Genomic DNA, 19,409 nt, shown 5'->3' with positions numbered 1-19,409 from the left:
ACAACTCGCAAACTTGAACCCGTCGATCAGCGGCCGAAGAACAGCCACAACAGAATGATCACCGGGATCGGCACGCCAAGCATCCACAGCAACAGCCCTCTCGCCATCACATCCTCCTCCAATCGGCTTCGTTGAAGAGAGAACGTCGGGCGCGAAAGCTTGTTCCTGCCGGCGCGTTACCAATGGCCGGTATTGGGCATCGATGCCCAGGGCTCCTGCGGCGGCTTCGGCTCGCCCTTCTGCAGCAGCTCGATCGAGTGCAGGTCCGGCGAGCGGACGAAGGCCATGTTGCCGTCGCGCGGGGGACGGTTGATGGTGACGCCGGCCTTCATCAACTGCGCGCAGGTGGCGTAGATGTCGTCGACCTCATAGGCGAGATGGCCGAAGAAGCGATCCTCGCCATATTTTTCCTCGTCCCAATTCCAGGTGAGCTCGACCAGCGGCGCGCCGCGCGTCTGCGGCTGCTTCTTCAGCGCCTCGAGATCGTCCGCCGAGCACAAGAACACCAGCGTGAACCGCCCCTTGTCGTTCTCGATCCGCCGCACCTCCTTCAACCCGAAAGCATCAACATAGAATTTCAGCGCGACGTCGAGATTGCGCACGCGCAGCATGGTGTGGAGGTATCGCATGGTTGTTGCTCCCTTTGGACAGACGGAGTTTTGCTTTGGGCCGGGGGCGGCGGGGTAGGAGATAGCAGGAAAGTGGGAGGAGGGGCAGGGGGCGGGGCAAATGAGTGTGAAGGGAAAGGGTTGGTGAAGCGAGCCAGCCGAGCATGGACTGGAGCCGCGGAGTAGGCAGGCTAGCGATGGCAAATGACCTGAGCAGCCCTGTCGCCGCCAAGGTCCCTCTGAACTGCTCTTGCGACGGTTGCGGTGAACCCCAACTCCGCCGGCGCGACCCATCCATATGCTCCAAGCTGTGCTCAGCGCGATGGTGGATATTCTCCTGTTGGCCGCATGGAGCCGTGGTCAGGTTCTTCGGCCTGAAAAACGCCGTCGAGATCGCCACGGCCGTCTTCGGCCTCGGCTGTATCGTGATCGGCTCTGTGGTGTTGGCGATGGGGCACTGACAAGGGAAGCATCGTGAAGACGATTACACTACTTGCCGTGGCGGCGATGTTGCTGCTGGAGGTCTTCGGCCCGACGTCGAGCGTCGGTGGCTCGATGGGCTTCATGCTGGTCTTTGTCGCCGTGATGCTGGCGGTCGCGATCTACGAGGCCTGGTCGAACAGGCGCGGAGCGATCGGATGGACCGTGAATGTTTTCGCGTCGGTCGTTGGCGGTCTAACGGCAATTGCCCTCATCGGAATGGCCATGGATACGATCCTCCCGTATCTCCACCTCGAAGGCTCGCTCGCATCGTCGCAGCATCCTCTGAAGTATGTCGTGGTCACAGTGATTGCGATCTTGATGGTGCTGGGATCATGGATCCCGCTCCGGATCGTCAACCGGCTGCGCGATTAGCTGAAGGATGGAGGCTGTCGCCTGAGGGGGCGAGGCGGCCTGAACACGAGATGGCCGCGCCGCTTCGTGGGGAAGCGACGCGGGCCGCAAAATGAGCCCTGCAGAAAAGCCTGGCTTACTTCATGTTGCTGCGGGTCTTCGTGCCGCCCTGGTCGCTACCGGGGCCGGAGCCGCCCTGGCCGGAGGCGTCGGGCTTCACCATTCCACCCTTGCTCATGCCGTCCTTGCTCATCCCGGTCGTGTCCTTGGTCATCGAGCCCTTGTTCGGGTTTTTCATGCCGGGCTTCTGCATGTTGTCGGACTGCGGGGCGGGGCCGGTCTGGGCAAAGGCGGAGCCGCACATGAGACCGAGTGCGGCGGTCGCGATCATGAACTTTTTCATCGCAAGCTCCTCGTTGGTTGCATGGGCCAACGGGAACGCGGAAGCCATGTTCCTCGGCTTGACGTTCAGGAGGAAAGAATTCTCCGACGCCGGAAGTCGCCGCCCGCGATTTATGTCAGCAGGCGTGCGTTCTCGCGCGGGGGCGAGCTGCCTGGGGTCGACGCCGACGTCGTCGCCGCCTGCAACTAGGCCGCAATCCGTTGTTCGACCGGGGCCGTCAGCAGCTTGAGCGCTTGTGCATGTTGCAGGTCGGGGACCGCGATCGCCGTGTGGCTGTAGATCGCATGGCTCCGTGATTTTGCAATCTTGTCCAGGATCTGGCTGCCCTTGATGACATGAAGGCCCATGCCCTCGTCGGTGGGGAAGATCGCCAGCACCACGTCATAGGCCGCGATGACGGCCCTGAGTGCTTCAGCCTTGTCCTCGGCGACGTCGACAAAAACACGAACATCAGCCGCGAGTTCACGCAGCTCGTCAAAATCCAGCACTGTGGGGTTACTCCAAACGCAACGAGACTGAATGGAGCTTGGCGGCGTTGGGTTACTGAAGTGTCAACAAGGCGTGCCGAGCCACAAGTTTCACGGCGAGGTGACTTCACGCTCTAGCGCTTTGCTTCCTCCTTGCGAAGCCGGGCCTCAGCGGCCTCGTCCACGAGGTCTAGGGCGTGGCCGTCATAACTCAGCTTGAGCCCACGGCCGACGATCCATGTCCATCCCTCTCGCTCCTTGATGGGTTGCGCGTTGAACTGGTCGGAGATCGATTTGACGGCAGCGTCCTGCGCCCCCGGATTGTTCAACTCCGCCTTGACGCGCCAGATCGGGTGCCTGGCGTCGGCCTCCTCGCTGTCGACCGTGACCTTGGCGCCGTTGATGTCGCATTCGAAGGTGTAGGAGTCGCGGCTCCGGCGGCAGAGATAGCGGCGTTGACTGACGAGCTTGCTAGTCTCGTCGAATGTCATCCCCGGCGAGAAGCCGAAGATGTCGGACTTCTTCACGAGGGCGAGGGACGCAGGCTTCAGGAAGCTCGGCTGGATCGCGACGAGGGTTGCGACGGCGACAACGATCAAGCCTGCGATGACGATAGCGACCTTCATGAGCACCCCACGAGCAACCTTCAGACCATTATAGGCAGCCGGGCCGTTGTACCATGCCTCAAAAGCGAAAACCCCGCCTGGGGGAAGCGGGGCTCTCTGTGGGGTGAAGCTTAGGGACTTCAATGATATGACGCGCCAACCGCAAAATGGTTCAAACGGAAATCGGAAGGTCCTGCGGCATCTTCACAGGAAGTAGGGAACCCCGCAGAACCCCTGCTTGCGTTTTCGGCCTCGATGGGTTCTAAGCCCCGTCACTTCATGACCTCTGGCATGAAATCAGCGCGCCCCCGCGCTTCAGGCCGCGTCCCCAGCAGAGTTGCTCGCGCGCACAAAAGGAATTCAGACATGGCGAAGATGACGAAGACTCAATTGATTGATGCAATTGCCGAGGGCACGCAGCTTTCGAAGAACGACGTGAAGTCGGTGATCGAGTACATGGCGACGGTCGGCTACAAGGAGCTCAACGAGTCCGGCGAGTTCGTCATTCCCGGCTTCGTGAAGATGTCGGTCGTGAACAAGCCGGCGACCGAAGCCCGCATGGGCGTCAATCCCTTCACCAAGGAGCCGATGCAGTTCGCGGCCAAGCCGGCGAGCAAGTCGGTCAAGGCCTCGCCGCTGAAGGTGGCCAAGGACGCCGTCTAAGGCGCTGGTGATGTCGTTGCGGCGGGGCGATGCCGCAACGATCAATGGCTGAAGACAAGGTGGTGCTCGGCGACGGCGATGCCGAACATCACCACGACAATCAGGACGAACCACAGAGCGCGCCGGTCGGTTTGTCCCGGCGCGCTCTGCGGTTTCTGGCAAGCCGGGCAGACCGAAAGTCCGATCGGGATCTCGGTCTCACAGAACTCGCAGTTCATCGGCGCCTCGATCATGAAGGGCGCGGGGCATCGGCTCCGGGACCGGACGCGGAAACGCGGGAGGCCGCCTCATTCGGCCGGTCAATGCGAATGTTGGAAGATTCGTTCCCGTTACGACCTGCTGCACCTTGGCAGGCAGCCGTTGCCTTAAAGAAAAACCCCGCGCTTTCGCACGGGGCTCTTCTGGCTGACGGCGTTGGGATTTCAGCGCCTGGCCGCCAGCCGTATTTCGAACTTAAAGTTGAAAATCCAAAAAGCAACAGCGCCGCGATGACGGAATATGTTCGTTCACCGCAGCGCTGCCATATGACTGGGCGCTGAAATCCCCAGCTTCCATGGGTCCACGCGGCGTTGAAAAGGTTCAACGCGACATGCCGGGAAATCGGGCGCGAGGGACTGGACTTTCTGTTCTCATTTTGTTCTAGTGAGCCGCCTTAAGGACCGCTTTGGAGGTGGACTCATGACCGTCGAGAAACAGCGCGAAGTGATCAGGCTCTGGAACGAGCTCAGGAAGCTCGAGGGCCCGGCCGCGGAAGAGCTTCGCATCCAGATCCTGGAATGCTTCTCGGAGCAGGAGAAAGTGAAGCGGGCGGCTTGATCCGCTCCGGCGGACGCCGAGCATTCGGGATCCGGCAAGCGCAGTCTGGTCTGACGGCTCGCGCTTATCGGGTGGCTTTCGCAAGGGCGACGAGGCGACCAACTTGAAGTTCGTTGTGATTGCCGCCGCGAGCATTCGTCGCTGATGCTTCAGGAACGAACATGTGCCGTCAGCGTTCGGCCTGCATGACATGCCCGCGATGCGCCAAGCCGATGATGGCGACTTCCGCCACCAGCTTTCGATGCGAACCTTGCCGCGAGATCGTCATCGTGTTCGCGGTCGTCTCGAAATTCCTGCCGCCGGAGATTGTGCCGACGGCGAGCTACGTCGCTGAAGAGGTTGCGTCGGGCGCTTTCATCGATCGTTAGGAATCGCTTCGCACTGATTTTTCCGACTCCGATTCGTTCTTCGAGAACGAAATGGAGTCGGATGCAGAACATGTTGCGCATGCCGGCGGCGATGCGGCCAGACGCCTCAAAACGAGACAGCGTGATGCTTCGCACAGTCCCGTCCGCGCCTTCTCCGTAAGGAGTGAGGCGAGGGAGAGCGACATGGATGCGTGCTGGTTTCTCGCCGAGATCGCGAAAGTGTTCTGGTACGATCGGCACCCGCGCTTGCGCAAAGGCAAACCGTCAGTGCCGCAAGTGCCGCCGCCGGGATCGAAATCTCCCGAGGCCTCGTCTCCCGATGCGACGTGAGCCGATCGTCGTGCCTGCGCGCACGTTTTGTTAAGAGTTGCTCCGCGCCGATTTCTTCGATTCCGATTCGTTCTTCGAGAACGAAATGGTGTCGAAGCTGGAACAAAGCCGGTCGGCAGGCTGCGGTCGCTTCGGCTTCCTGCGATATGGCAAGCGGCTCGCTGGAAATCGCAGGCACTCCGCAAACTCCTAACGATCATTTGCGCGGAAGCCGATAACCCTATTCGGTTAGGTTAAAAGCCTAATCGCGTTGCGATTGGCGCTCGTTGCGGTAGGTGTCTGGCAAGGACAAGCAAGAAACGACCTTTGCCAAGAAGCATTTTTATCATGACACCTTTTTCAGAGCCGTCCTTTTACCAGGGCGACCGACAGACCTACCGGCGCGTCGCCATCGTCGGCGCGCTGTTCTGTCTCGCTTTCGTGGTGATCAGCTTCTCGCTGCGGCCGCAGCTCGAGGACACGCGCGTCGCGGTCAAGGCCGACCGGCTGGTGCGCACGGCGGGCCAGGCGGCGCACGCCAATTAAAGGCGGCGCTAGCGATCGTCGCTGTAGACGCGATCGTCGGCCGGCACCTGCGGGCCCGCGGTGCCGCGCGAGGCGAGCGCCACGAAACCGGCATAGCCGGACAGATTGAGCAAAACTTCGAGCCACGCGGGCATGTCGGGCCTCTTCCGCTCTCCGAAGAGGGATTCAACGTCCGCGCGCATTCCTGGTTCCCTGCTCCCGGGAAGGAACTCGAAGGAACTCAGAGCGGAGAAGAGGGGTCGAGCCGGCGGCCGAGGGTCGCGACGGATTCGCTCGACGGCTGCTCTTTCAGGAACTCGGCGATCGCCCGCGCCAGCTCGCCGTCGCTCATCGGCGTCGGCGGCGGGTGCAGCGCGCCGACACCGAAGCTGCGAACGATCTCGTCGTAGTGCTGATCGTCGGATCGGGGAACCAGCCTGCGGATACGGGCCAGCAAAGCAGATAACGGCAAACTCTCCTCCTCGATCGTTCGCCCCGCTGGCAGCAATCCTCGTCTGCTGCCATCTGCTCCCGTGAAACTGAAAACCCCGCCAGCATCGCGGAGATGCTGACGGGGCTTCGTGCTGTTGCCTCTACCCGGATGGCGGAGGCTCCCGCACTTGAGGAGGCAATCCCCGGCCGGCGATTTCGTTCCGCCCGCATCGGCTTTTTTTGCCCGCCCGGTTCCGCGCCCTGCGCGCAACCATCGCTGGCGCTCGTCGTTATCTCCGCGAGACGCGAAGGAGGAGAGCATGAAGAAAACACTGGCAGTTCTGGCCACCGTCGCAGCCGTTGGCGTGACCGCGGTTGCGGCCCCTGCGCCTGCCGAGGCGCGCGGGCGCGGCATCGGCCCGGGCCTCGCATTCGGCCTCGCCGCCGGCGCGATCACCGCGGGTGCGGTCGCAGCGTCCCATCCCTACGGCTATTACGGCCCGCGCTACGGCTATTATGACGGCCCCGACTATTATTACGGGCCGGGCTCCTACGCCTATTACGGCGGCGGACCGTACTACCGGCGCCATCACCACTGGCGCCATTGGTAGCCACTCTCAAGCGAAAAGCCCGGAGCGATGCTCCGGGCTTTTTTCACGTGCATTGATCGGGACGTGAACTACGGCCAAAGCGAGGGCCGTTCGACCTTGCGGGCGTTCTCCAGGGTCGACACGAAATATTCTTCGCGCTCGCGCTTGAATTTTTCCTGCGTGGCACGGAAGGCGGCGACACGGGCTGCGATTTCATCGCGCTCACGAGCTTTGCGTTCTTCGTCTTCGGTCATGACCATCCCCTCGGGTTTACTTAACTCAAGCACTGCCGCCGCATCATCTTGAGTCGCATTGACACATCCATTGGGGCTCCTGAATGGGGCGTCAATGGGGAGGAGGCATTGCAGGATTGTGATATGCGAAGGTCGGAAGAAATTGCCGAGCGCTTCGCGTTAGCGCTTGATAAGAGCGTCAACAATCTTGCCGCTTGCGCATGATGCTGTCAGGCAAAGACGAATCGGGAGGCCGCGATTGATTGCATCGGATCTTCAGAGCGGCGTTGAGCGGCTCGGCGACATGATCGCCGAGGCAAGGGTCATCGTGCCGTTCACCGGCGCCGGCATCTCGACCGAATGCGGCATTCCCGACTTCCGCTCGCCGGGCGGAATTTGGACGCGCAACCGTCCGATCCCGTTTGACGAATTCGTCGCGAGCCAGTCAGCGCGGGACGAATCCTGGCGCCGCCGTTTTGCGATGGAGGAGGTCTTCGCGGCGGCAAAGCCCGGCCGCGGCCATCTGGCGCTGGCCTCGCTCTATCGCGCCGGCAAGGTTCCCGCCGTCATCACCCAGAACATCGACAATCTGCACCAGGCCTCCGGTTTCGCCGGCGAGCACGTGATTGAACTTCACGGCAATACCACTTATGCGCGCTGCATCGGATGCGGGCAGGCCTATCCGCTCGATTGGGTGAGGCGTCGCTTCGACGACGACGGCCTCGCGCCCAACTGCACCGCGTGCGACGAGCCGGTGAAAACCGCCACGATCTCCTTCGGCCAGATGATGCCCGATGATGAAATGCAGCGCGCGACCGCATTGTCGCAGGCCTGCGACCTCTTCATCGCGATCGGTTCCTCGCTCGTTGTGTGGCCCGCGGCGGGCTTTCCGATGATGGCGAAGAACGCCGGTGCACGTCTGGTGATCATCAACCGCGAGCCGACCGAACAGGACGACATTGCCGATCTCGTCATCCACCACGACATCGGCGAAGCGCTCGGGCCCTTTGTCGCCAATTGAGGCATCAATTTGATTCGCGGCTGTGCAAGCTGTTCATAGGTTCCGCCGAATCTCTTTTTTATCTATGCCTCGCAACCGGGAGTGTTATCTTTTGAGTCGAAAGATTCGCGTCGCGTCCAGTTGAGAAGGTTCTCGAAAGACGCGTGATTCGATGCCGCTGCTGAGGCGGGTCGCATGACAGTGTGGGGTCCGGGGTTATGGGGTCGTCGGACGGATTTGAGTCCAAGAAGCTCGGGGTTCCCGGGCAGGGGGCATCGCCCGGGCGGATCACGCCGGGCGAGCATGGCAGTGCCGGTCGCGAGAGCGGGCTCAGTCCGTTCAGCGGGCTCGGCGAGACCAGCGCCAATCTCGTCGAAGTCCATGGCGTCATCAAATGGTTCGACGCATCCAAGGGCTACGGCTTCATCGTTCCCGACAACGGCTGGCCGGACGTGCTGCTGCACGTAACCGTGCTTAGGCGCGACGGCTTCCAGACCGCCTATGAAGGCGCCCGCATCGTCGTCGAGTGCATCCAGCGCGCCAAGGGTTACCAGGCGTTCCGCGTGGTCTCGATGGACGAGTCGACCGCGATCCATCCGGCGCAGATGCTGCCGCCGCGCACCCATGTCACGGTCACCGCGACCAGCGGGCTGGAACGGGCCCAGGTCAAATGGTTCAACCGGCTGCGCGGCTTCGGCTTCCTGACCTGCGGCGAGGGCACGCCCGACATCTTCGTGCACATGGAGACGCTGCGCCGCTTCGGCATGACCGAGCTGAGGCCCGGCCAGTATGTCCTGGTCCGCTTCGGGCCCGGCTCCAAGGGCATGATGGCGGCCGAGATCCATCCCGAGACCGGATCGCCGGGATTGCAGTCGCACTAAGCGCGAGGAGACTCGCGCTCTAGCTTCCAAGTCCCTGCAAGCTTTCAAATCCCCCAAGCTTCATTTCCCGCAATCGTGAGCAGAGCCGCGTCGGCAGACCGGTGCGCCTCTGGCTTTTCCGGCGACCGCCGCGTAAGGACTGGTCCAGTCCCACGCCTCGAGTGCCCCCATGAATCCTGATCGAAAGGCTGTCTGGTCCGTTCTGAAGGGCTGGCTTGCCGCCGTCCTCGTCATCGCCGGCTGTGCCGTTGCCACCGCGCCCGCCGGCGCCGCCAGCTTCCAGCCGCTCGAGATCGTCACCAAGAACGGCGTGCAGGTGTTCTCGGTGGAAGTGGCGACGACCGAGGAGGAGAAGCAGACCGGCCTGATGTACCGCAAGGAGCTGGCGGACGGCAAAGGCATGCTGTTCGACTTCAATCCCGAGCAGGAGGTGTCGATGTGGATGAAGAACACCTATGTCTCGCTCGACATGATCTTCATCCGCGCCGACGGCCGCATCCTGCGCATCGCCGAGAATACCGAGCCGATGTCGACCAAGATCATCTCGTCCCGGGGGCCCGCCCGGGCCGTGCTGGAGGTGGTGGCGGGAACGGCGCAGAAATACGGCATCCGTCCCGGCGACCGCGTCGGCCATCCGCTGTTCGGCAGCAAATAGCGCGGGCAGGCGGGCGCCTGCCGGACCCTGGAAGCTTGCTGGCGCTTTGGAAGCCTTGCTGGCGCCTTGGAAGCCTTGCTGGCGCCTTGGGAAGCGTGTATCGACGGGGCTCGCTGGACATTCGGGGTATAGCGCAGCCTGGTAGCGCGGCAGTTTTGGGTACTGCAGGTCGTTGGTTCGAATCCAGCTGCCCCGACCAGTCCCGAGGTTGAATCTCCGGGACTTTTTCCCTGTCACCTCCGACGTGATCTGACTGCCGTCGTTCCGCGACTTCTGCGCGATGTTTCAAGCGGTTGCGGAGCGCTGACCGGGACAGAATTGGCGGCCCCGCATCGAACCTTTTGGCTGTCGTCATAGACATATGTGTGTTGAGGATTTCAGCGCCCAATGTCTAAACGGACGCCGCCAAGCGATGATATTCCGCTTGCGCGGCGTTGCGCTTTTCAGGTGTCGCTTTTCAGATCCGGCCGATCAGCTCGAGGCGTACCAGCCGAACGGAAACGGCAGCAGCGGCCATATGCCGTGATTGTCGTTGGCGGCTTTCGGCAGTTCTTGCGCCGGCGTCCTTGCGATTGGCGTAGGAGACGACGATCGGAGCGCCAGGCGCAGACGTTCACATTGCAAAATCATTGTGGTCGCCCTGACGAGATTTTCGAAATTCAATCTACAAAATTGGACGTCAGCTCAATCAAATCGCCACGCACCCAAGATGGCGCGGTCATTCTCAAATCGTGCGCGTATTGTAGATAAATCGGCGCCGGCTTTCAACCGATCTCGGCCCCTGGCCGGGAGAAGTAAGGTTGACCGGTTAGGTTAAGGATGAGCGGTTGTTGCGGCCGCTTCGGCGATCGTTATCAGATCGATTCCGGCTCGCGATGGGCTGCCTGCAATTCGTGCTCACACAAGGTCACGGTTCGTCGCAGCGCGCGTATCCTGTGAGTTCTGCGTCATGTCTTTCGATCGCAACTTCAAAACCGCCGCTCCGCAATCGAGCTGGAGCGAGATCTGGCACCTCTGGACCGTGATCGTGCCCCGCCGCTCGATCAACGGGCAGCTCGTGGTCGGCAAGGTCTGGCGCCGCCATGACGGCCGCGACTGGATCTACAAGAAATTCACCGAGTTCGACGGCGAAGAAGCCGCCTGAAGCGCGACGAACCATCGTCGCGCCTTGGGCCATTGCTGAGGCCATCGAGCTTGGCCCATGGCGGTTGAAGGCCGCGCTTCAACCGCCAGGCGTTTCCCGGATCAGGCCGCCTTCGCCGCGCTTGCCGCCGGCTTGGGTGGCGGTGGCTTCAGCGGCTTGTCCTGCTTCTTCGACCACGAAATGTAATAGGCCACCGTCGTCATGATCGCGATGCCGGCGACGCTGACGAAGATCTGTGCGAGCAGCGAGCCCGAGCTCATCGACAGCTCGAAATGGCCGACGAACGACAGGAACACGCCGACGCAGAACACGGCGAGCGACTGCTGGCCGCAGACGATCAGGGGATCGAACACCTTCCATTCCAGCCCCGGCCATTCCTTCGGCACGAAGCGGATCACCAGGATCACGATCACGACGAAGTGGATGAAGCGGTAGGGCGCGAGGTTGGTCTTGTCGTTCGGATTGAAGGCCGAGAACAGCCACTCCGGGAACATGCCGCCGAACGTGGGGAAGCGGCCGGCCATGGTCATGACCAGCGCGAACAAGAGATAGCCGAGACAGAGATAGAGCGTGATCGGCGCGTTGATCAGCGTCATCGAGCGCCGTGCGCCACCCATCGCGCACCAGGCGCCGAACACGAACAGCACCTGCCAGCAATACGGGTTGAAGTACCACTGGCCGGCCGGATAGGCATTCAGATTCCAGCCGAAGTGGCGCGCCGCCAGCCACAGCACGATCGCCAGCACCATCGTCAAATCGGGCTTGCGCAGCATGAACCACAGCACCGGCGGGAACAGGCCCATCAGCACGATGTAGAGCGGCAGCACGTCGAGATTGAGCGGCTTGAAGCGCAGGAACAGACCCTGGCGCAGCGTCTCGGTGGCGTTGTCGACGAGGCCGGCGACGTTGAACTCGTTGATCATCTCGCTATCGCCGAAGCGCAACGCCAGATAGCTGATCGAGGCGATATAGATCACGAACAGGATGATGTGGGCGACATAGAGCTGCCAGACCCGCTTGGTCAGCCGGGTGGCGCCGACCAGGAAGCCGCGCTCCAGCATCATCCGTGCATAGACGAACGAGGCGGTATAGCCGGAGATGAACACGAACAGGTCGGCGGCGTCGGAAAAGCCGTAATTGCGCGTTGTGATCCAGTTCACGACGTTGTCGGGGATGTGGTCGAGGAAGATCGCCCAGTTCGCGACCCCGCGAAACAGGTCGAGCCTGAGGTCGCGGCCTTTTTCAGGGAGCGTGGCGTTGATGTTCAGGAAGGCCATGCGACGGGAGCTTTCGGGAGGGGCGGTTACGCTGATGTCGTCGAAGCAGTGCCGCCGGGCGGGCCCCCAGCGCGAAAGGCGGTACGCAATTGTCACGGTGCAGCATAATGACTATACCGGTGGTGAGGGTGCCCGGGGCCGGAATCACCGATCAGTTCCCGATCGGTGTCTGTATACTATCCCTGAGGTTTCCACCAACTGCTACCGTGACGCATCGAAATCGAACGAAAAGACGAAGAGGCCGGACCGCCAATGACCGCACGCATTTTCAAGCCCGCCAAGAACGCGATGCAATCCGGCCGGTCCAAGACGAAGGAATGGCAGCTCGACTACGAGCCCGAGCAACCGCGTTCGGTCGAGCCGCTGATGGGCTGGACCTCGTCCGGCGACATGAAGCAGCAGATCACGCTGCGCTTCCATAGCAAGGAAGAGGCGATCGCCTATTGCGAGCGCAAGGGCATCGCCTACCAGGTGATCGAGCCACAGGATTCGATCCGCCGCCCGGCCGCCTATGCTGATAATTTCTCGTTCCGCCGCGGCGAGCCCTGGACGCATTGAGGGGCGGGCCCCACCGGCCGTCATCTTTGCCTCCGGGAAAGCGTGAAGCGCACAGTGCATTGTGATTGACGTCACGGAGCCGATATTTGCGTATTTGTAGGCTCATCGTAAGCTGCGCACAGGTGGGGCACGGATGGGCGCGTTTCGCTGGTTTTCATTGTTCTTCTTAATCAGCCTCGCCTGCGGCTCGGCTCATGCCGAGCGCCGGGTCGCGCTGGTGCTTGGCAACTCCGCTTACAAAAGCGTACCCAGGCTGGCCAACCCGGCGAATGATGCCGCCCTGGTTGGCGGCATGTTCAGGAAAGCCGGGTTCGACTCGGTCGATATCAAGACCGACCTCAACGCCGCCGAGATGCGCAAGGCTTTACGCGAGTTTGGCGGGCGAGCACGAGATGCCGAGGTGGCCGTTATCTATTATGCAGGTCACGGCATCGAGCTTGACGGGGCAAATTACCTGATCCCGACAGATGCAGCCCTCGAAACCGATAGCGATGTTCTCGACGAGACCGTGGCGCTTGACCGTGCGCTGTTCGCTGTTGAGCCCGCGAAGCAGCTTCGGCTTGTTATTCTGGACGCCTGCCGCGACAATCCCTTTGCCAAAAATATGAAGCGCACCGTCGCCTCCCGCGCTATTGGGCGCGGTCTTGCCAAGGTCGAGCCGACAAGCGTGAATACGATGATCGCTTTCGCCGCGAAGGCGGGATCGACGGCTTCGGATGGCGATTCCAAAAACAGCCCCTTCGCGACCGCACTCGTCGAGCGCCTGCCGACGCCCGGTCTCGACCTGCGTAAGGCGTTTGGCTTCGTCCGGGACGACGTCTTGAAGAACACGAGCTACAGGCAAGAGCCCTACGTCTACGGCTCCCTTGGCGGCGAGGATGTCGCGCTGGTCCCGGCAAAACCAGCCATGACGGGACCGCAGGCCAATCGGCAGGATGCCGTCCGCCGGGACTACGAACTGGCGCTCCAGCTCGGCTCATATGTGGACGGCCCCCGACTTGCAAGGATTGGCTTGGGCAGCATGCTCGGATCGCTTGCGCTCATATGTCCGGCCTACGATTGGGTCTGCGACCACTGGCCAAGATGGGCTTCGCGAACAGTGAGATCCAAACACGAGAACGGCATTTGCTGCCGGTGAACCGAGCGGAAACTCTCCCTGTTCGGCTTGCGCCGATCACACCACCTCTTCCTATCCTGCAAGTTCCGGCCTCAGCGTCAGTCCTGCGGGGCTGACGCCAAACTCTGCATTTCGTTTATGCCTATATCGGTGTCGCCATTGGAACTGCGTTGCCAATGGGTCGATAGCGTTCCCCGCTGATCATCAATTTCCAAGCGATCCGCGCCATCTTATTGGCCAATGCTATCGCAACGAGCTTTGGTGGCTTCCGCGCGATTAAAGCTTTTAGCCATGGCCACACCCGACTGTCGCCCCGGCGTAGGTCGCCGATGACCGCGGTAGCGCCTGCGACTAAGACGCTTCGCAACATCTCATCACCGGCGCGCGTGATAACGCCGAGCCGGTTCTTGCCTGCCGTCGAGTGGTTTTTCGGCGTCAGGCCAAGCCAGGCCGCAAAGTTTCTCGCCGACTTGAAGCCGCGCGCATCCACGACCTTGATTGACAGCAGCGTCGCGCCGATCGGACCAACCCCTGGAATGGTCGCCAGTCGCCGGCTCATCTCGTTACCCCGATGGAGTTGCATAAGCTTCTTGTCGAGCTTGGCGATCTGATCATCAACGCGCGCCATTTCTGTCGCCAACGCTTCCACCAACTCCATTGCCAAGTCGGGAACTGTCGCGTCGGCCCGCATATCGATCAGCAATTGCTGAAGCCGCGAAAGCCCCTTGGGCGCGGTAAAGCCGAACTCCGCGGCGTAGCCGCGGATCGAATTGGCGAGCTGGGTGCGCCTGCCGATGAACTGGGTGCGCACACGCGTCAGCATCTGCGCGCCCTGCTGCTCAGGACTTTTGATCGGCACAAAGTTCTTGCGCAGTTTCGGCCGACTCGCCGCCTCGCAAATCGCTTCGGCGTCCGCAGCGTCGGATTTCCCGCGTTGCACGTAGGGTTTGACATATTGCGGCGGGATCATCGCCACTTCATGCCCCAGCGATCGCAGCTCCCGCGCCCAATAGTGCGATGCTCCGCAAGCTTCCATCGCGACAAACGCAGGCGGCAAACGACCGAAGAAGGCCAGAACCTGGCCGCGTCTCAACTTACGTTGCAAGACCGGCTGCTCCATCCCGTCAACGCCATGCAACTGAAATACGCTCTTTGACGTGTCCAAACCGATGCGAACGATCGTTTCCACGGGCGGCTCCTTCGTTTGAGGTCATCGACGACCCCATCCTGCCACGCAGACCGGCGGAAGGGGGCCGTCCACCCCAACACGTGAGGTCTGGACCGCATTCCTCGCGCAATATCCTGAGGGCTTTTACGCCAGTCTCGCCAAGGTGCAATTGAGCCGGGTCGCAGCCGAAGAGGCGCGTGCTGCCGCCGCGGAGAAGGCCCGGGAGGCCGAGGACGAAAAGGCCCGCCTCGCGGCCGACCGAGCCAAGAAGGCCGAGCGGGACAAGGCCGCTGCCGCGGCCAAGGCCGCCGAGGACGCCCGTCTTGCCGCCGAAAAGGCAAAGCAGATCGAAGAGGCGCGCGCAGTCGCTGCAGAGCAGCGGCGAAAGGAGGCAGAGGCTGCCGCAGCGAAGGCAATTGCTGAAAAGCAGGCGGCAGAAAAGATTGTCTCCGAACGGATTGCCAATGAGAAAGCGGCTGCGGAGTTGGCGGCGAAGCAGGCTGCGGAGAGGAAAGCTGCCGAGATCAAGGCGAAGGAGGAGGGCGAGCAGAAAATCGCTGCTATCGCTCCGACGTCACCGCAACCGAGCCTCTCGCCACAGGAGACAGCGAAGCTGGTCCAATTGGAGCTGCGCCGTGTCGGGTGTCTGAAAGGCACCAGCGACGGCGAGTGGAACGCGCAGTCGCAGCGCTCGCTGACGCTGTTCAACAAACATGCCGGCACGACGTTCGAGCCGAAGCTCGCGAGCCTCGACGCGCTCGATGCGATCAAGTCGAAGCAAGGTCGCGTCTGCCCCCTGATTTGCGACCGCGGCTACAAGGCCAGCGGAGACGCTTGTGAAAAGATCACCTGTCGCTCCGGCTACCGCGTCAACGACGACAATGAATGCGAGAAGCTGCAGGAGAAAAAGCCCGTGGCTGCGCGCGACGACCAAAGGTCGCGCGATGCCGAGCGAAAGCAGATTGAGCAATCTCCGTCAAAGCCTCAAGCATCCGGCCAGATCATCTGCGGTCAAACCGGCTGTCGCCCGGTCCAGAAGGGATGCAGGCTGGAACGCGCTAGCGCAGCCTCCGGATCGGGAAGCGTCGGCTCTGCATACGCGGGAAACGGTATGGGTGGTCTAGTTGAGATCTGCAGGTAGCGAAGCATCGCATGAATGCTGATGCGGAGTCGGAGCCCGCCCACGATAAGAGATGCGGCGTCCGCTTGATGTTGTTGAAATACAATTGATAGAGCCCTTGGCAGTGATTGTGCTCCGTGCTTCGCTGGCCTACCTGACGGGATATGACGGGGTAGGGCTATGGCGGGGCGTGACCAGCTCGACGGCGTCGATCTGAAAATATTGTCCGAGCTGCAGCAGGACGGGCGTATCCGCAACAACGAGCTGGCGCTGCGCGTCGGCGTGTCCGCGCCGAACTGCCTGCGGCGGCTGAAATCGCTGTTCAGCCGTGGCGTGATCCGGGCGGTGCGGGCCGTCATCGACGAGCGGCGGCTCGGCTATGAGGTGGTCTCGTTCGTCTCGATCCAGCTCGGCAGCCAGGCCCAGCCGGTATTGGAGGCGTTCGAGAGCTCGATCGCCGCGATCCCGCGCATCCAGCAGTGCTGGCGGATCTCGGGCGACACCGACTATCTCCTGAGATGCGTGGCGCCGAGCGTGGAGAGCATGCGCCAGCAACTTCTGCATTTCGCAGCAATGCCTGACGTGAAGAACGTCCGCAGCTTCCCGGTGCTGGGGGTCGCCAAGGATGTGCCGCTGCCGTTGCAGGAGGTCGTTGCGGTATCGGCGGGATAGGGGAAGTTCCCAGGCGCTGTTATTCCAAGATCATGAAAATCCGAAGGGCAACGCTCGTCGATTTCAGCACTGTAATACTGATTAACTCACATAACTGTGACATGTGATTTCGGAAGTCCTGCGATGCGCTGAGACGTGATTGCCGGTCCCGGTGCGCCGCCTAGATGCAAGGGGTGAACCTCAGCCTGCGCCGCATCCTGAGGACTCTTTTGTGGGACCCTGAAGCTGGAAAAGACACCATGACCTCGAAGACGATTGTCGCATCCGCTGTGACGCTGTTTGCATCGGCGTTTCTCATGATGACCGCCCCCGCCGCGCAGGCGGAAGAGTACTGCATCACCAACGGCGCCCAGGCCGCTCATGGCTGCGGCTATCCGACGATGGAAGCCTGCCGGGCTGCGGCGGGTGGGATCGGCGGCACCTGCTCGCAGAGCGGCGGTGCGAAGACCTCGAACGACGCGCTGGCCTATCAGCCGAAGCAGTCGCGCACCAAGCTTCGCCCGGGCGCGCAGACCAACTCGAATTAACGCCTGAATACGGGTTTCGAGAGTGCGGCCTCCGAGAGTTCATCTCGGGGGCCGTAAATTCATGACAGTAAGGCGACAGCGGGCGTGTCTCAGCGATACCGGCCGCGAAACTCGCGCGGCGAGGCACCGGTCCAGGTGCGGAACGCGCGGGAAAAGCTCTTCTCGTTGCGGAAGCCCGCGATCTCCGCGATGCGTTTGATCGGCGTGCGGCCTCGCATCAGCTCCTGTTTTGCCAGTTCGAACTTTGCCTCTTCCTTGAGGTCGCGCAACGAGGTGGCCTCCTCGCGCAGGCGCCGATGCATGGTGCGGGTGGAGAGCGCAAGTTCGCTCGCGACATCCTCGGCACCGAGACTGCGTCCGCGCGCATTGCGGAGCACGCGGCGGACACGCTCGACCAGAAGCCGGTCGCGCCGATAGGGCAGCACGGTCAACCGCAGCGCGCCCTTGAGCATGTTGTCGAGATCGGCCGGACTGCGCGTCAGCGGCAGCGAGAGATAATGCTTGTCGAAGACGATCCGAGCGCAGTCCGCGTCGAAGCGGACGCTCTTGCAGAAGATGGTCGGATAGACCGAAACGTGTCCCGGCTCAGGATAAGGGAATTCCGCCGCGCGTAGCGCAATCGCGGAATCGACCGCCCAGCAGGAGAAGCCGAGGGCGTAGCGGAGCAGGGTGACGAGGCAGAATTCGCGCAAGGGCCCGAGGTCGCGCAGTTCCCGGATCGAGACGACCGCGGTCTCCTCACTGAGCTCGAGATCGAGCAGCACGTCCTCGGTGAGCAGACGATGATGCCGGCACCAGCGCTTGAGCGCGACCTCCAGCGTCGGCGCCGTGATCGAGGCGCGGCACAGCATGCCGTAGGTGCCAAAGGGCAGCCGCCGCGAGAACCAGCCGAGCGCCTCGTCGTCGAGCTCCCGCATGGCATGGCCCGCCAACGCCTCGAACTGGGCGGCGGTGATCCGGCCATCCGGAGAATTGACAAGGTCCGGCGCTACCTGACCGCGGCTCAGCGCCTCCGCCGGGTCGCGGCCATATCGTTCATAGGCGGCGACCACGCCGCGGACGAAGGCGGTGGGGGTCACGGCGCGGCGCGAGGTCGCGGTGGCGGCTTGAAAAGGCATTGCGAACCTTTGGGAATTCCTCTCGAAAATCCTCGCCAAGTTTGGCGGAAAATGCAACCTTTTCGACCGCAAGAGGGCTTCGATCCCGCTAGGTTCGAAGGTCAAAATACGGAGGAATCGCCTTGAACATCCCGAGCATCGACTTCGATCTGGGCGAAGACGTCGGCATGCTGCGCGACACGCTTCGCGCCTTCGTGGAGGCGGAGATCACCCCGCGCGCGGCCGACATCGAGAAGGCCAATCTGTTCCCCGCAGACCTCTGGAAGCGCTTCGGCGACCTTGGCCTGCTCGGCATGACCGCACCGGAGCAATATGGCGGCTCGAACATGGGCTACCTCGCCCATATCGTCGCCATGGAGGAGATTTCGCGCGGTTCCGCGGCCGTGGGTCTGTCCTACGGCGCCCATTCCAACCTCTGCGTCAACCAGATCCGCCGCAACGGCAATGACGCGCAGCGCCAGCGCTATTTGCCGAAGCTGATCTCCGGCGACTATGTCGGCGCGCTCGCGATGTCCGAGCCAGGCGCCGGCTCCGACGTCGTTTCGATGAAGCTGCGCGCCGACAAGCGCGGCGACCGCTACGTGCTCAACGGCTCGAAGATGTGGATCACCAATGGCGGCGACGCCGACGTGCTGGTGGTCTACGCCAAGACCGATCCGGCGGCCGGCCCGCGTGGCATGACCGCCTTCTTGATCGAGAAGGGCTTCAAGGGGTTCACCCATGGGCAGCATCTCGACAAGCTCGGCATGCGCGGCTCCAACACCTATCCCTTGTTCTTCGACGAGTGCGAGGTGCCGGAGGAGAACGTGATGGGCAAGGTGGGCGAGGGCGTCAAGGTGCTGATGTCCGGCCTCGACTATGAGCGCACGGTGCTGTCGGGCGGCCCGCTCGGGATCATGGCGGCCTGCATGGACGCGGTCGTGCCCTACATGCACGAGCGCAAGCAGTTCGGCCAGCCGATCGGCGATTTCCAGCTGATGCAGGGCAAGCTCGCCGACATGTACGCGACCTGGCAGGCCACGCGCGCCTATGTCTATGCGGTGGGACGCGCTTGCGACCGCGCCGACCACGCCCGCAGCTTGCGCAAGGATGCGGCGGCGGCGATCCTCTATTCCGCGGAGAAGGCAACGTGGATGGCCGGCGAGGCGATCCAGGCGCTCGGCGGGGTCGGCTATACCAGTGAATTCCCTGTGGGTCGTCTGTGGCGTGACGCCAAGCTCTACGAGATCGGCGCGGGGACGTCCGAAGTTCGCCGCATGCTGATCGGCCGCGAACTGATGTCCGAGACGGCTTAAAAACCTTCACCTCATTGGAATCAA

The 19,409-nt window shown here is 62.2% G+C and carries 26 protein-coding genes, 1 tRNA gene and 2 pseudogenes; 19 read left to right on the top strand and 10 right to left on the bottom strand.

The window, feature by feature from the left end; genetic code table 11:
- Positions 1-176: 176 nt before the first annotated feature.
- Complete coding sequence (locus RAD04_RS32145; RefSeq protein ID WP_018323103.1) at positions 177-629, bottom strand: VOC family protein; 453 nt, start codon at positions 627-629, stop codon at positions 177-179.
- A 453-nt stretch (positions 630-1,082) separates the two neighbouring features.
- Here RAD04_RS32145 and RAD04_RS32140 point away from each other — a divergent pair, with 453 nt between their 5' ends.
- Positions 1,083-1,463 (top strand): hypothetical protein, encoded by a 381-nt coding sequence (locus tag RAD04_RS32140; protein WP_461626999.1) that lies wholly within the window; start codon positions 1,083-1,085, stop codon positions 1,461-1,463.
- A gap of 115 nt (positions 1,464-1,578) precedes the next feature.
- Here the strand turns inward: RAD04_RS32140 and RAD04_RS32135 are convergent, their stop codons facing one another.
- From RAD04_RS32135 to RAD04_RS32125, 3 genes are all read right to left on the bottom strand, one after another.
- A complete protein-coding gene (locus RAD04_RS32135) occupies positions 1,579-1,845 on the bottom strand; it encodes a hypothetical protein (protein WP_461626998.1) in 267 nt (88 codons plus the stop codon).
- Positions 1,846-2,030: 185 nt separating this feature from the next.
- A complete protein-coding gene (locus tag RAD04_RS32130) occupies positions 2,031-2,333 on the bottom strand; it encodes a hypothetical protein (RefSeq protein ID WP_018323106.1) in 303 nt (100 codons plus the stop codon).
- A 113-nt stretch (positions 2,334-2,446) separates the two neighbouring features.
- The gene (locus RAD04_RS32125; protein WP_461626997.1) at positions 2,447-2,938 is read right to left on the bottom strand and encodes a hypothetical protein; all 492 of its coding nucleotides are present in this window, start codon (positions 2,936-2,938) and stop codon (positions 2,447-2,449) included.
- 345 nt (positions 2,939-3,283) lie between these two features.
- Between RAD04_RS32125 and RAD04_RS32120 the strand changes: the two genes are divergently transcribed.
- The 6 genes from RAD04_RS32120 (at position 3,284) to RAD04_RS32095 (ending at position 5,619) form a co-directional block, all read left to right on the top strand.
- A complete protein-coding gene (locus RAD04_RS32120; protein WP_018323108.1) occupies positions 3,284-3,580 on the top strand; it encodes an HU family DNA-binding protein in 297 nt (98 codons plus the stop codon).
- 44 nt (positions 3,581-3,624) lie between these two features.
- The gene (locus tag RAD04_RS32115) at positions 3,625-4,119 is read left to right on the top strand and encodes a hypothetical protein (protein ID WP_461626996.1); all 495 of its coding nucleotides are present in this window, start codon (positions 3,625-3,627) and stop codon (positions 4,117-4,119) included.
- 139 nt (positions 4,120-4,258) lie between these two features.
- A complete protein-coding gene (locus tag RAD04_RS32110) occupies positions 4,259-4,396 on the top strand; it encodes a hypothetical protein (protein ID WP_461626995.1) in 138 nt (45 codons plus the stop codon).
- 212 nt (positions 4,397-4,608) lie between these two features.
- Positions 4,609-4,764, top strand: a complete 156-nt coding sequence (locus RAD04_RS32105; protein ID WP_461626994.1) for a hypothetical protein — start codon at positions 4,609-4,611, stop codon at positions 4,762-4,764.
- A gap of 183 nt (positions 4,765-4,947) precedes the next feature.
- On the top strand, positions 4,948-5,094 hold the full coding sequence (locus RAD04_RS32100; protein ID WP_461626993.1) for a hypothetical protein: 147 nt from the start codon (positions 4,948-4,950) through the stop codon (positions 5,092-5,094).
- A 327-nt stretch (positions 5,095-5,421) separates the two neighbouring features.
- Entirely contained in the window at positions 5,422-5,619 is a 198-nt protein-coding gene (locus RAD04_RS32095) for a hypothetical protein (RefSeq protein ID WP_018323112.1), read from the top strand.
- Between the two features lie 8 nt (positions 5,620-5,627).
- On the opposite strand, the gene RAD04_RS32090 is transcribed toward RAD04_RS32095, so the two are convergent.
- Complete coding sequence (locus RAD04_RS32090) at positions 5,628-5,753, bottom strand: hypothetical protein (protein WP_104461433.1); 126 nt, start codon at positions 5,751-5,753, stop codon at positions 5,628-5,630.
- 86 nt (positions 5,754-5,839) lie between these two features.
- Positions 5,840-6,070 carry a hypothetical protein gene (locus RAD04_RS32085; RefSeq protein WP_461627049.1) on the bottom strand — a complete coding sequence of 77 codons (231 nt, stop codon included), beginning with the start codon at positions 6,068-6,070 and terminating at the stop codon, positions 5,840-5,842.
- Between the two features lie 280 nt (positions 6,071-6,350).
- Here RAD04_RS32085 and RAD04_RS32080 point away from each other — a divergent pair, with 280 nt between their 5' ends.
- Positions 6,351-6,641: a hypothetical protein gene (locus tag RAD04_RS32080; protein ID WP_091956770.1), complete on the top strand. Its 291-nt coding sequence runs from the start codon at positions 6,351-6,353 to the stop codon at positions 6,639-6,641.
- Between the two features lie 68 nt (positions 6,642-6,709).
- Here the strand turns inward: RAD04_RS32080 and RAD04_RS32075 are convergent, their stop codons facing one another.
- A complete protein-coding gene (locus RAD04_RS32075; RefSeq protein ID WP_162832225.1) occupies positions 6,710-6,874 on the bottom strand; it encodes a hypothetical protein in 165 nt (54 codons plus the stop codon).
- 238 nt (positions 6,875-7,112) lie between these two features.
- Between RAD04_RS32075 and RAD04_RS32070 the strand changes: the two genes are divergently transcribed.
- The 5 genes from RAD04_RS32070 to RAD04_RS32050 all read left to right on the top strand — a co-directional run bounded on the left by RAD04_RS32070 (position 7,113) and on the right by RAD04_RS32050 (position 10,533).
- Entirely contained in the window at positions 7,113-7,874 is a 762-nt protein-coding gene (locus tag RAD04_RS32070; RefSeq protein WP_461626992.1) for an SIR2 family NAD-dependent protein deacylase, read from the top strand.
- Positions 7,875-8,071: 197 nt separating this feature from the next.
- Entirely contained in the window at positions 8,072-8,734 is a 663-nt protein-coding gene (locus RAD04_RS32065; protein WP_026202878.1) for a cold-shock protein, read from the top strand.
- Between the two features lie 169 nt (positions 8,735-8,903).
- Positions 8,904-9,389, top strand: a complete 486-nt coding sequence (locus tag RAD04_RS32060; protein ID WP_461626991.1) for a DUF192 domain-containing protein — start codon at positions 8,904-8,906, stop codon at positions 9,387-9,389.
- Positions 9,390-9,511: 122 nt separating this feature from the next.
- A tRNA-Pro gene (locus tag RAD04_RS32055) sits at positions 9,512-9,588 on the top strand.
- A gap of 750 nt (positions 9,589-10,338) precedes the next feature.
- Positions 10,339-10,533: a hypothetical protein gene (locus RAD04_RS32050; RefSeq protein ID WP_461626990.1), complete on the top strand. Its 195-nt coding sequence runs from the start codon at positions 10,339-10,341 to the stop codon at positions 10,531-10,533.
- Between the two features lie 101 nt (positions 10,534-10,634).
- Here RAD04_RS32050 and RAD04_RS32045 read toward each other — a convergent pair whose 3' ends face one another.
- Positions 10,635-11,810 carry an OpgC domain-containing protein gene (locus RAD04_RS32045; protein WP_461626989.1) on the bottom strand — a complete coding sequence of 392 codons (1,176 nt, stop codon included), beginning with the start codon at positions 11,808-11,810 and terminating at the stop codon, positions 10,635-10,637.
- A gap of 252 nt (positions 11,811-12,062) precedes the next feature.
- On the opposite strand from RAD04_RS32045, the gene RAD04_RS32040 reads away from it, so the two are divergent.
- A complete protein-coding gene (locus tag RAD04_RS32040; protein ID WP_028144749.1) occupies positions 12,063-12,368 on the top strand; it encodes an ETC complex I subunit in 306 nt (101 codons plus the stop codon).
- A gap of 133 nt (positions 12,369-12,501) precedes the next feature.
- Positions 12,502-13,347 (top strand): annotated as a pseudogene (locus RAD04_RS32035) (caspase family protein); the annotation flags it as partial.
- A gap of 280 nt (positions 13,348-13,627) precedes the next feature.
- Here RAD04_RS32035 and RAD04_RS32030 read toward each other — a convergent pair.
- Complete coding sequence (locus tag RAD04_RS32030; protein WP_461626988.1) at positions 13,628-14,674, bottom strand: IS110 family RNA-guided transposase; 1,047 nt, start codon at positions 14,672-14,674, stop codon at positions 13,628-13,630.
- A 76-nt stretch (positions 14,675-14,750) separates the two neighbouring features.
- Here RAD04_RS32030 and RAD04_RS32025 point away from each other — a divergent pair.
- From RAD04_RS32025 to RAD04_RS32015, 3 genes and pseudogenes are all read left to right on the top strand, one after another.
- Positions 14,751-15,794 (top strand): annotated as a pseudogene (locus tag RAD04_RS32025) (caspase family protein); the annotation flags it as partial.
- A 159-nt stretch (positions 15,795-15,953) separates the two neighbouring features.
- A complete protein-coding gene (locus tag RAD04_RS32020) occupies positions 15,954-16,445 on the top strand; it encodes an Lrp/AsnC family transcriptional regulator (protein WP_461618672.1) in 492 nt (163 codons plus the stop codon).
- A gap of 239 nt (positions 16,446-16,684) precedes the next feature.
- Positions 16,685-16,972, top strand: a complete 288-nt coding sequence (locus tag RAD04_RS32015) for a DUF3551 domain-containing protein (protein ID WP_461626987.1) — start codon at positions 16,685-16,687, stop codon at positions 16,970-16,972.
- 89 nt (positions 16,973-17,061) lie between these two features.
- On the opposite strand, the gene RAD04_RS32010 is transcribed toward RAD04_RS32015, so the two are convergent.
- Positions 17,062-18,090, bottom strand: a complete 1,029-nt coding sequence (locus RAD04_RS32010; RefSeq protein WP_461626986.1) for an AraC family transcriptional regulator — start codon at positions 18,088-18,090, stop codon at positions 17,062-17,064.
- Positions 18,091-18,257: 167 nt separating this feature from the next.
- On the opposite strand from RAD04_RS32010, the gene RAD04_RS32005 reads away from it, so the two are divergent.
- Entirely contained in the window at positions 18,258-19,385 is a 1,128-nt protein-coding gene (locus tag RAD04_RS32005) for an isovaleryl-CoA dehydrogenase (protein WP_461618915.1), read from the top strand.
- Positions 19,386-19,409 lie beyond the last annotated feature (24 nt).

The organism is Bradyrhizobium sp. 25ACV, assembly GCF_054863005.1.
This window is presented reverse-complemented; position numbering and strand designations above follow the sequence as displayed.

What these genes read in the sequence shown, in the direction of transcription:
- RAD04_RS32145 (WP_018323103.1), bottom strand. Translation starts at nt 629, where the DNA reads ATGCGATACCTCCACACCATGCTGCGCGTGCGCAATCTCGACGTCGCG.
- RAD04_RS32135 (WP_461626998.1), bottom strand. Translation starts at nt 1,845, where the DNA reads ATGAAAAAGTTCATGATCGCGACCGCCGCACTCGGTCTCATGTGCGGC.
- RAD04_RS32125 (WP_461626997.1), bottom strand. Translation starts at nt 2,938, where the DNA reads ATGAAGGTCGCTATCGTCATCGCAGGCTTGATCGTTGTCGCCGTCGCA.
- RAD04_RS32120 (WP_018323108.1), top strand. Translation starts at nt 3,284, where the DNA reads ATGGCGAAGATGACGAAGACTCAATTGATTGATGCAATTGCCGAGGGC.
- RAD04_RS32115 (WP_461626996.1), top strand. Translation starts at nt 3,625, where the DNA reads ATGGCTGAAGACAAGGTGGTGCTCGGCGACGGCGATGCCGAACATCAC.
- RAD04_RS32110 (WP_461626995.1), top strand. Translation starts at nt 4,259, where the DNA reads ATGACCGTCGAGAAACAGCGCGAAGTGATCAGGCTCTGGAACGAGCTC.
- RAD04_RS32105 (WP_461626994.1), top strand. Translation starts at nt 4,609, where the DNA reads ATGATGGCGACTTCCGCCACCAGCTTTCGATGCGAACCTTGCCGCGAG.
- RAD04_RS32100 (WP_461626993.1), top strand. Translation starts at nt 4,948, where the DNA reads ATGGATGCGTGCTGGTTTCTCGCCGAGATCGCGAAAGTGTTCTGGTAC.
- RAD04_RS32095 (WP_018323112.1), top strand. Translation starts at nt 5,422, where the DNA reads ATGACACCTTTTTCAGAGCCGTCCTTTTACCAGGGCGACCGACAGACC.
- RAD04_RS32090 (WP_104461433.1), bottom strand. Translation starts at nt 5,753, where the DNA reads ATGCCCGCGTGGCTCGAAGTTTTGCTCAATCTGTCCGGCTATGCCGGT.
- RAD04_RS32080 (WP_091956770.1), top strand. Translation starts at nt 6,351, where the DNA reads ATGAAGAAAACACTGGCAGTTCTGGCCACCGTCGCAGCCGTTGGCGTG.
- RAD04_RS32075 (WP_162832225.1), bottom strand. Translation starts at nt 6,874, where the DNA reads ATGACCGAAGACGAAGAACGCAAAGCTCGTGAGCGCGATGAAATCGCA.
- RAD04_RS32065 (WP_026202878.1), top strand. Translation starts at nt 8,072, where the DNA reads ATGGGGTCGTCGGACGGATTTGAGTCCAAGAAGCTCGGGGTTCCCGGG.
- RAD04_RS32060 (WP_461626991.1), top strand. Translation starts at nt 8,904, where the DNA reads ATGAATCCTGATCGAAAGGCTGTCTGGTCCGTTCTGAAGGGCTGGCTT.
- RAD04_RS32050 (WP_461626990.1), top strand. Translation starts at nt 10,339, where the DNA reads ATGTCTTTCGATCGCAACTTCAAAACCGCCGCTCCGCAATCGAGCTGG.
- RAD04_RS32045 (WP_461626989.1), bottom strand. Translation starts at nt 11,810, where the DNA reads ATGGCCTTCCTGAACATCAACGCCACGCTCCCTGAAAAAGGCCGCGAC.
- RAD04_RS32040 (WP_028144749.1), top strand. Translation starts at nt 12,063, where the DNA reads ATGACCGCACGCATTTTCAAGCCCGCCAAGAACGCGATGCAATCCGGC.
- RAD04_RS32020 (WP_461618672.1), top strand. Translation starts at nt 15,954, where the DNA reads ATGGCGGGGCGTGACCAGCTCGACGGCGTCGATCTGAAAATATTGTCC.
- RAD04_RS32015 (WP_461626987.1), top strand. Translation starts at nt 16,685, where the DNA reads ATGACCTCGAAGACGATTGTCGCATCCGCTGTGACGCTGTTTGCATCG.
- RAD04_RS32010 (WP_461626986.1), bottom strand. Translation starts at nt 18,090, where the DNA reads ATGCCTTTTCAAGCCGCCACCGCGACCTCGCGCCGCGCCGTGACCCCC.
- RAD04_RS32005 (WP_461618915.1), top strand. Translation starts at nt 18,258, where the DNA reads ATGCTGCGCGACACGCTTCGCGCCTTCGTGGAGGCGGAGATCACCCCG.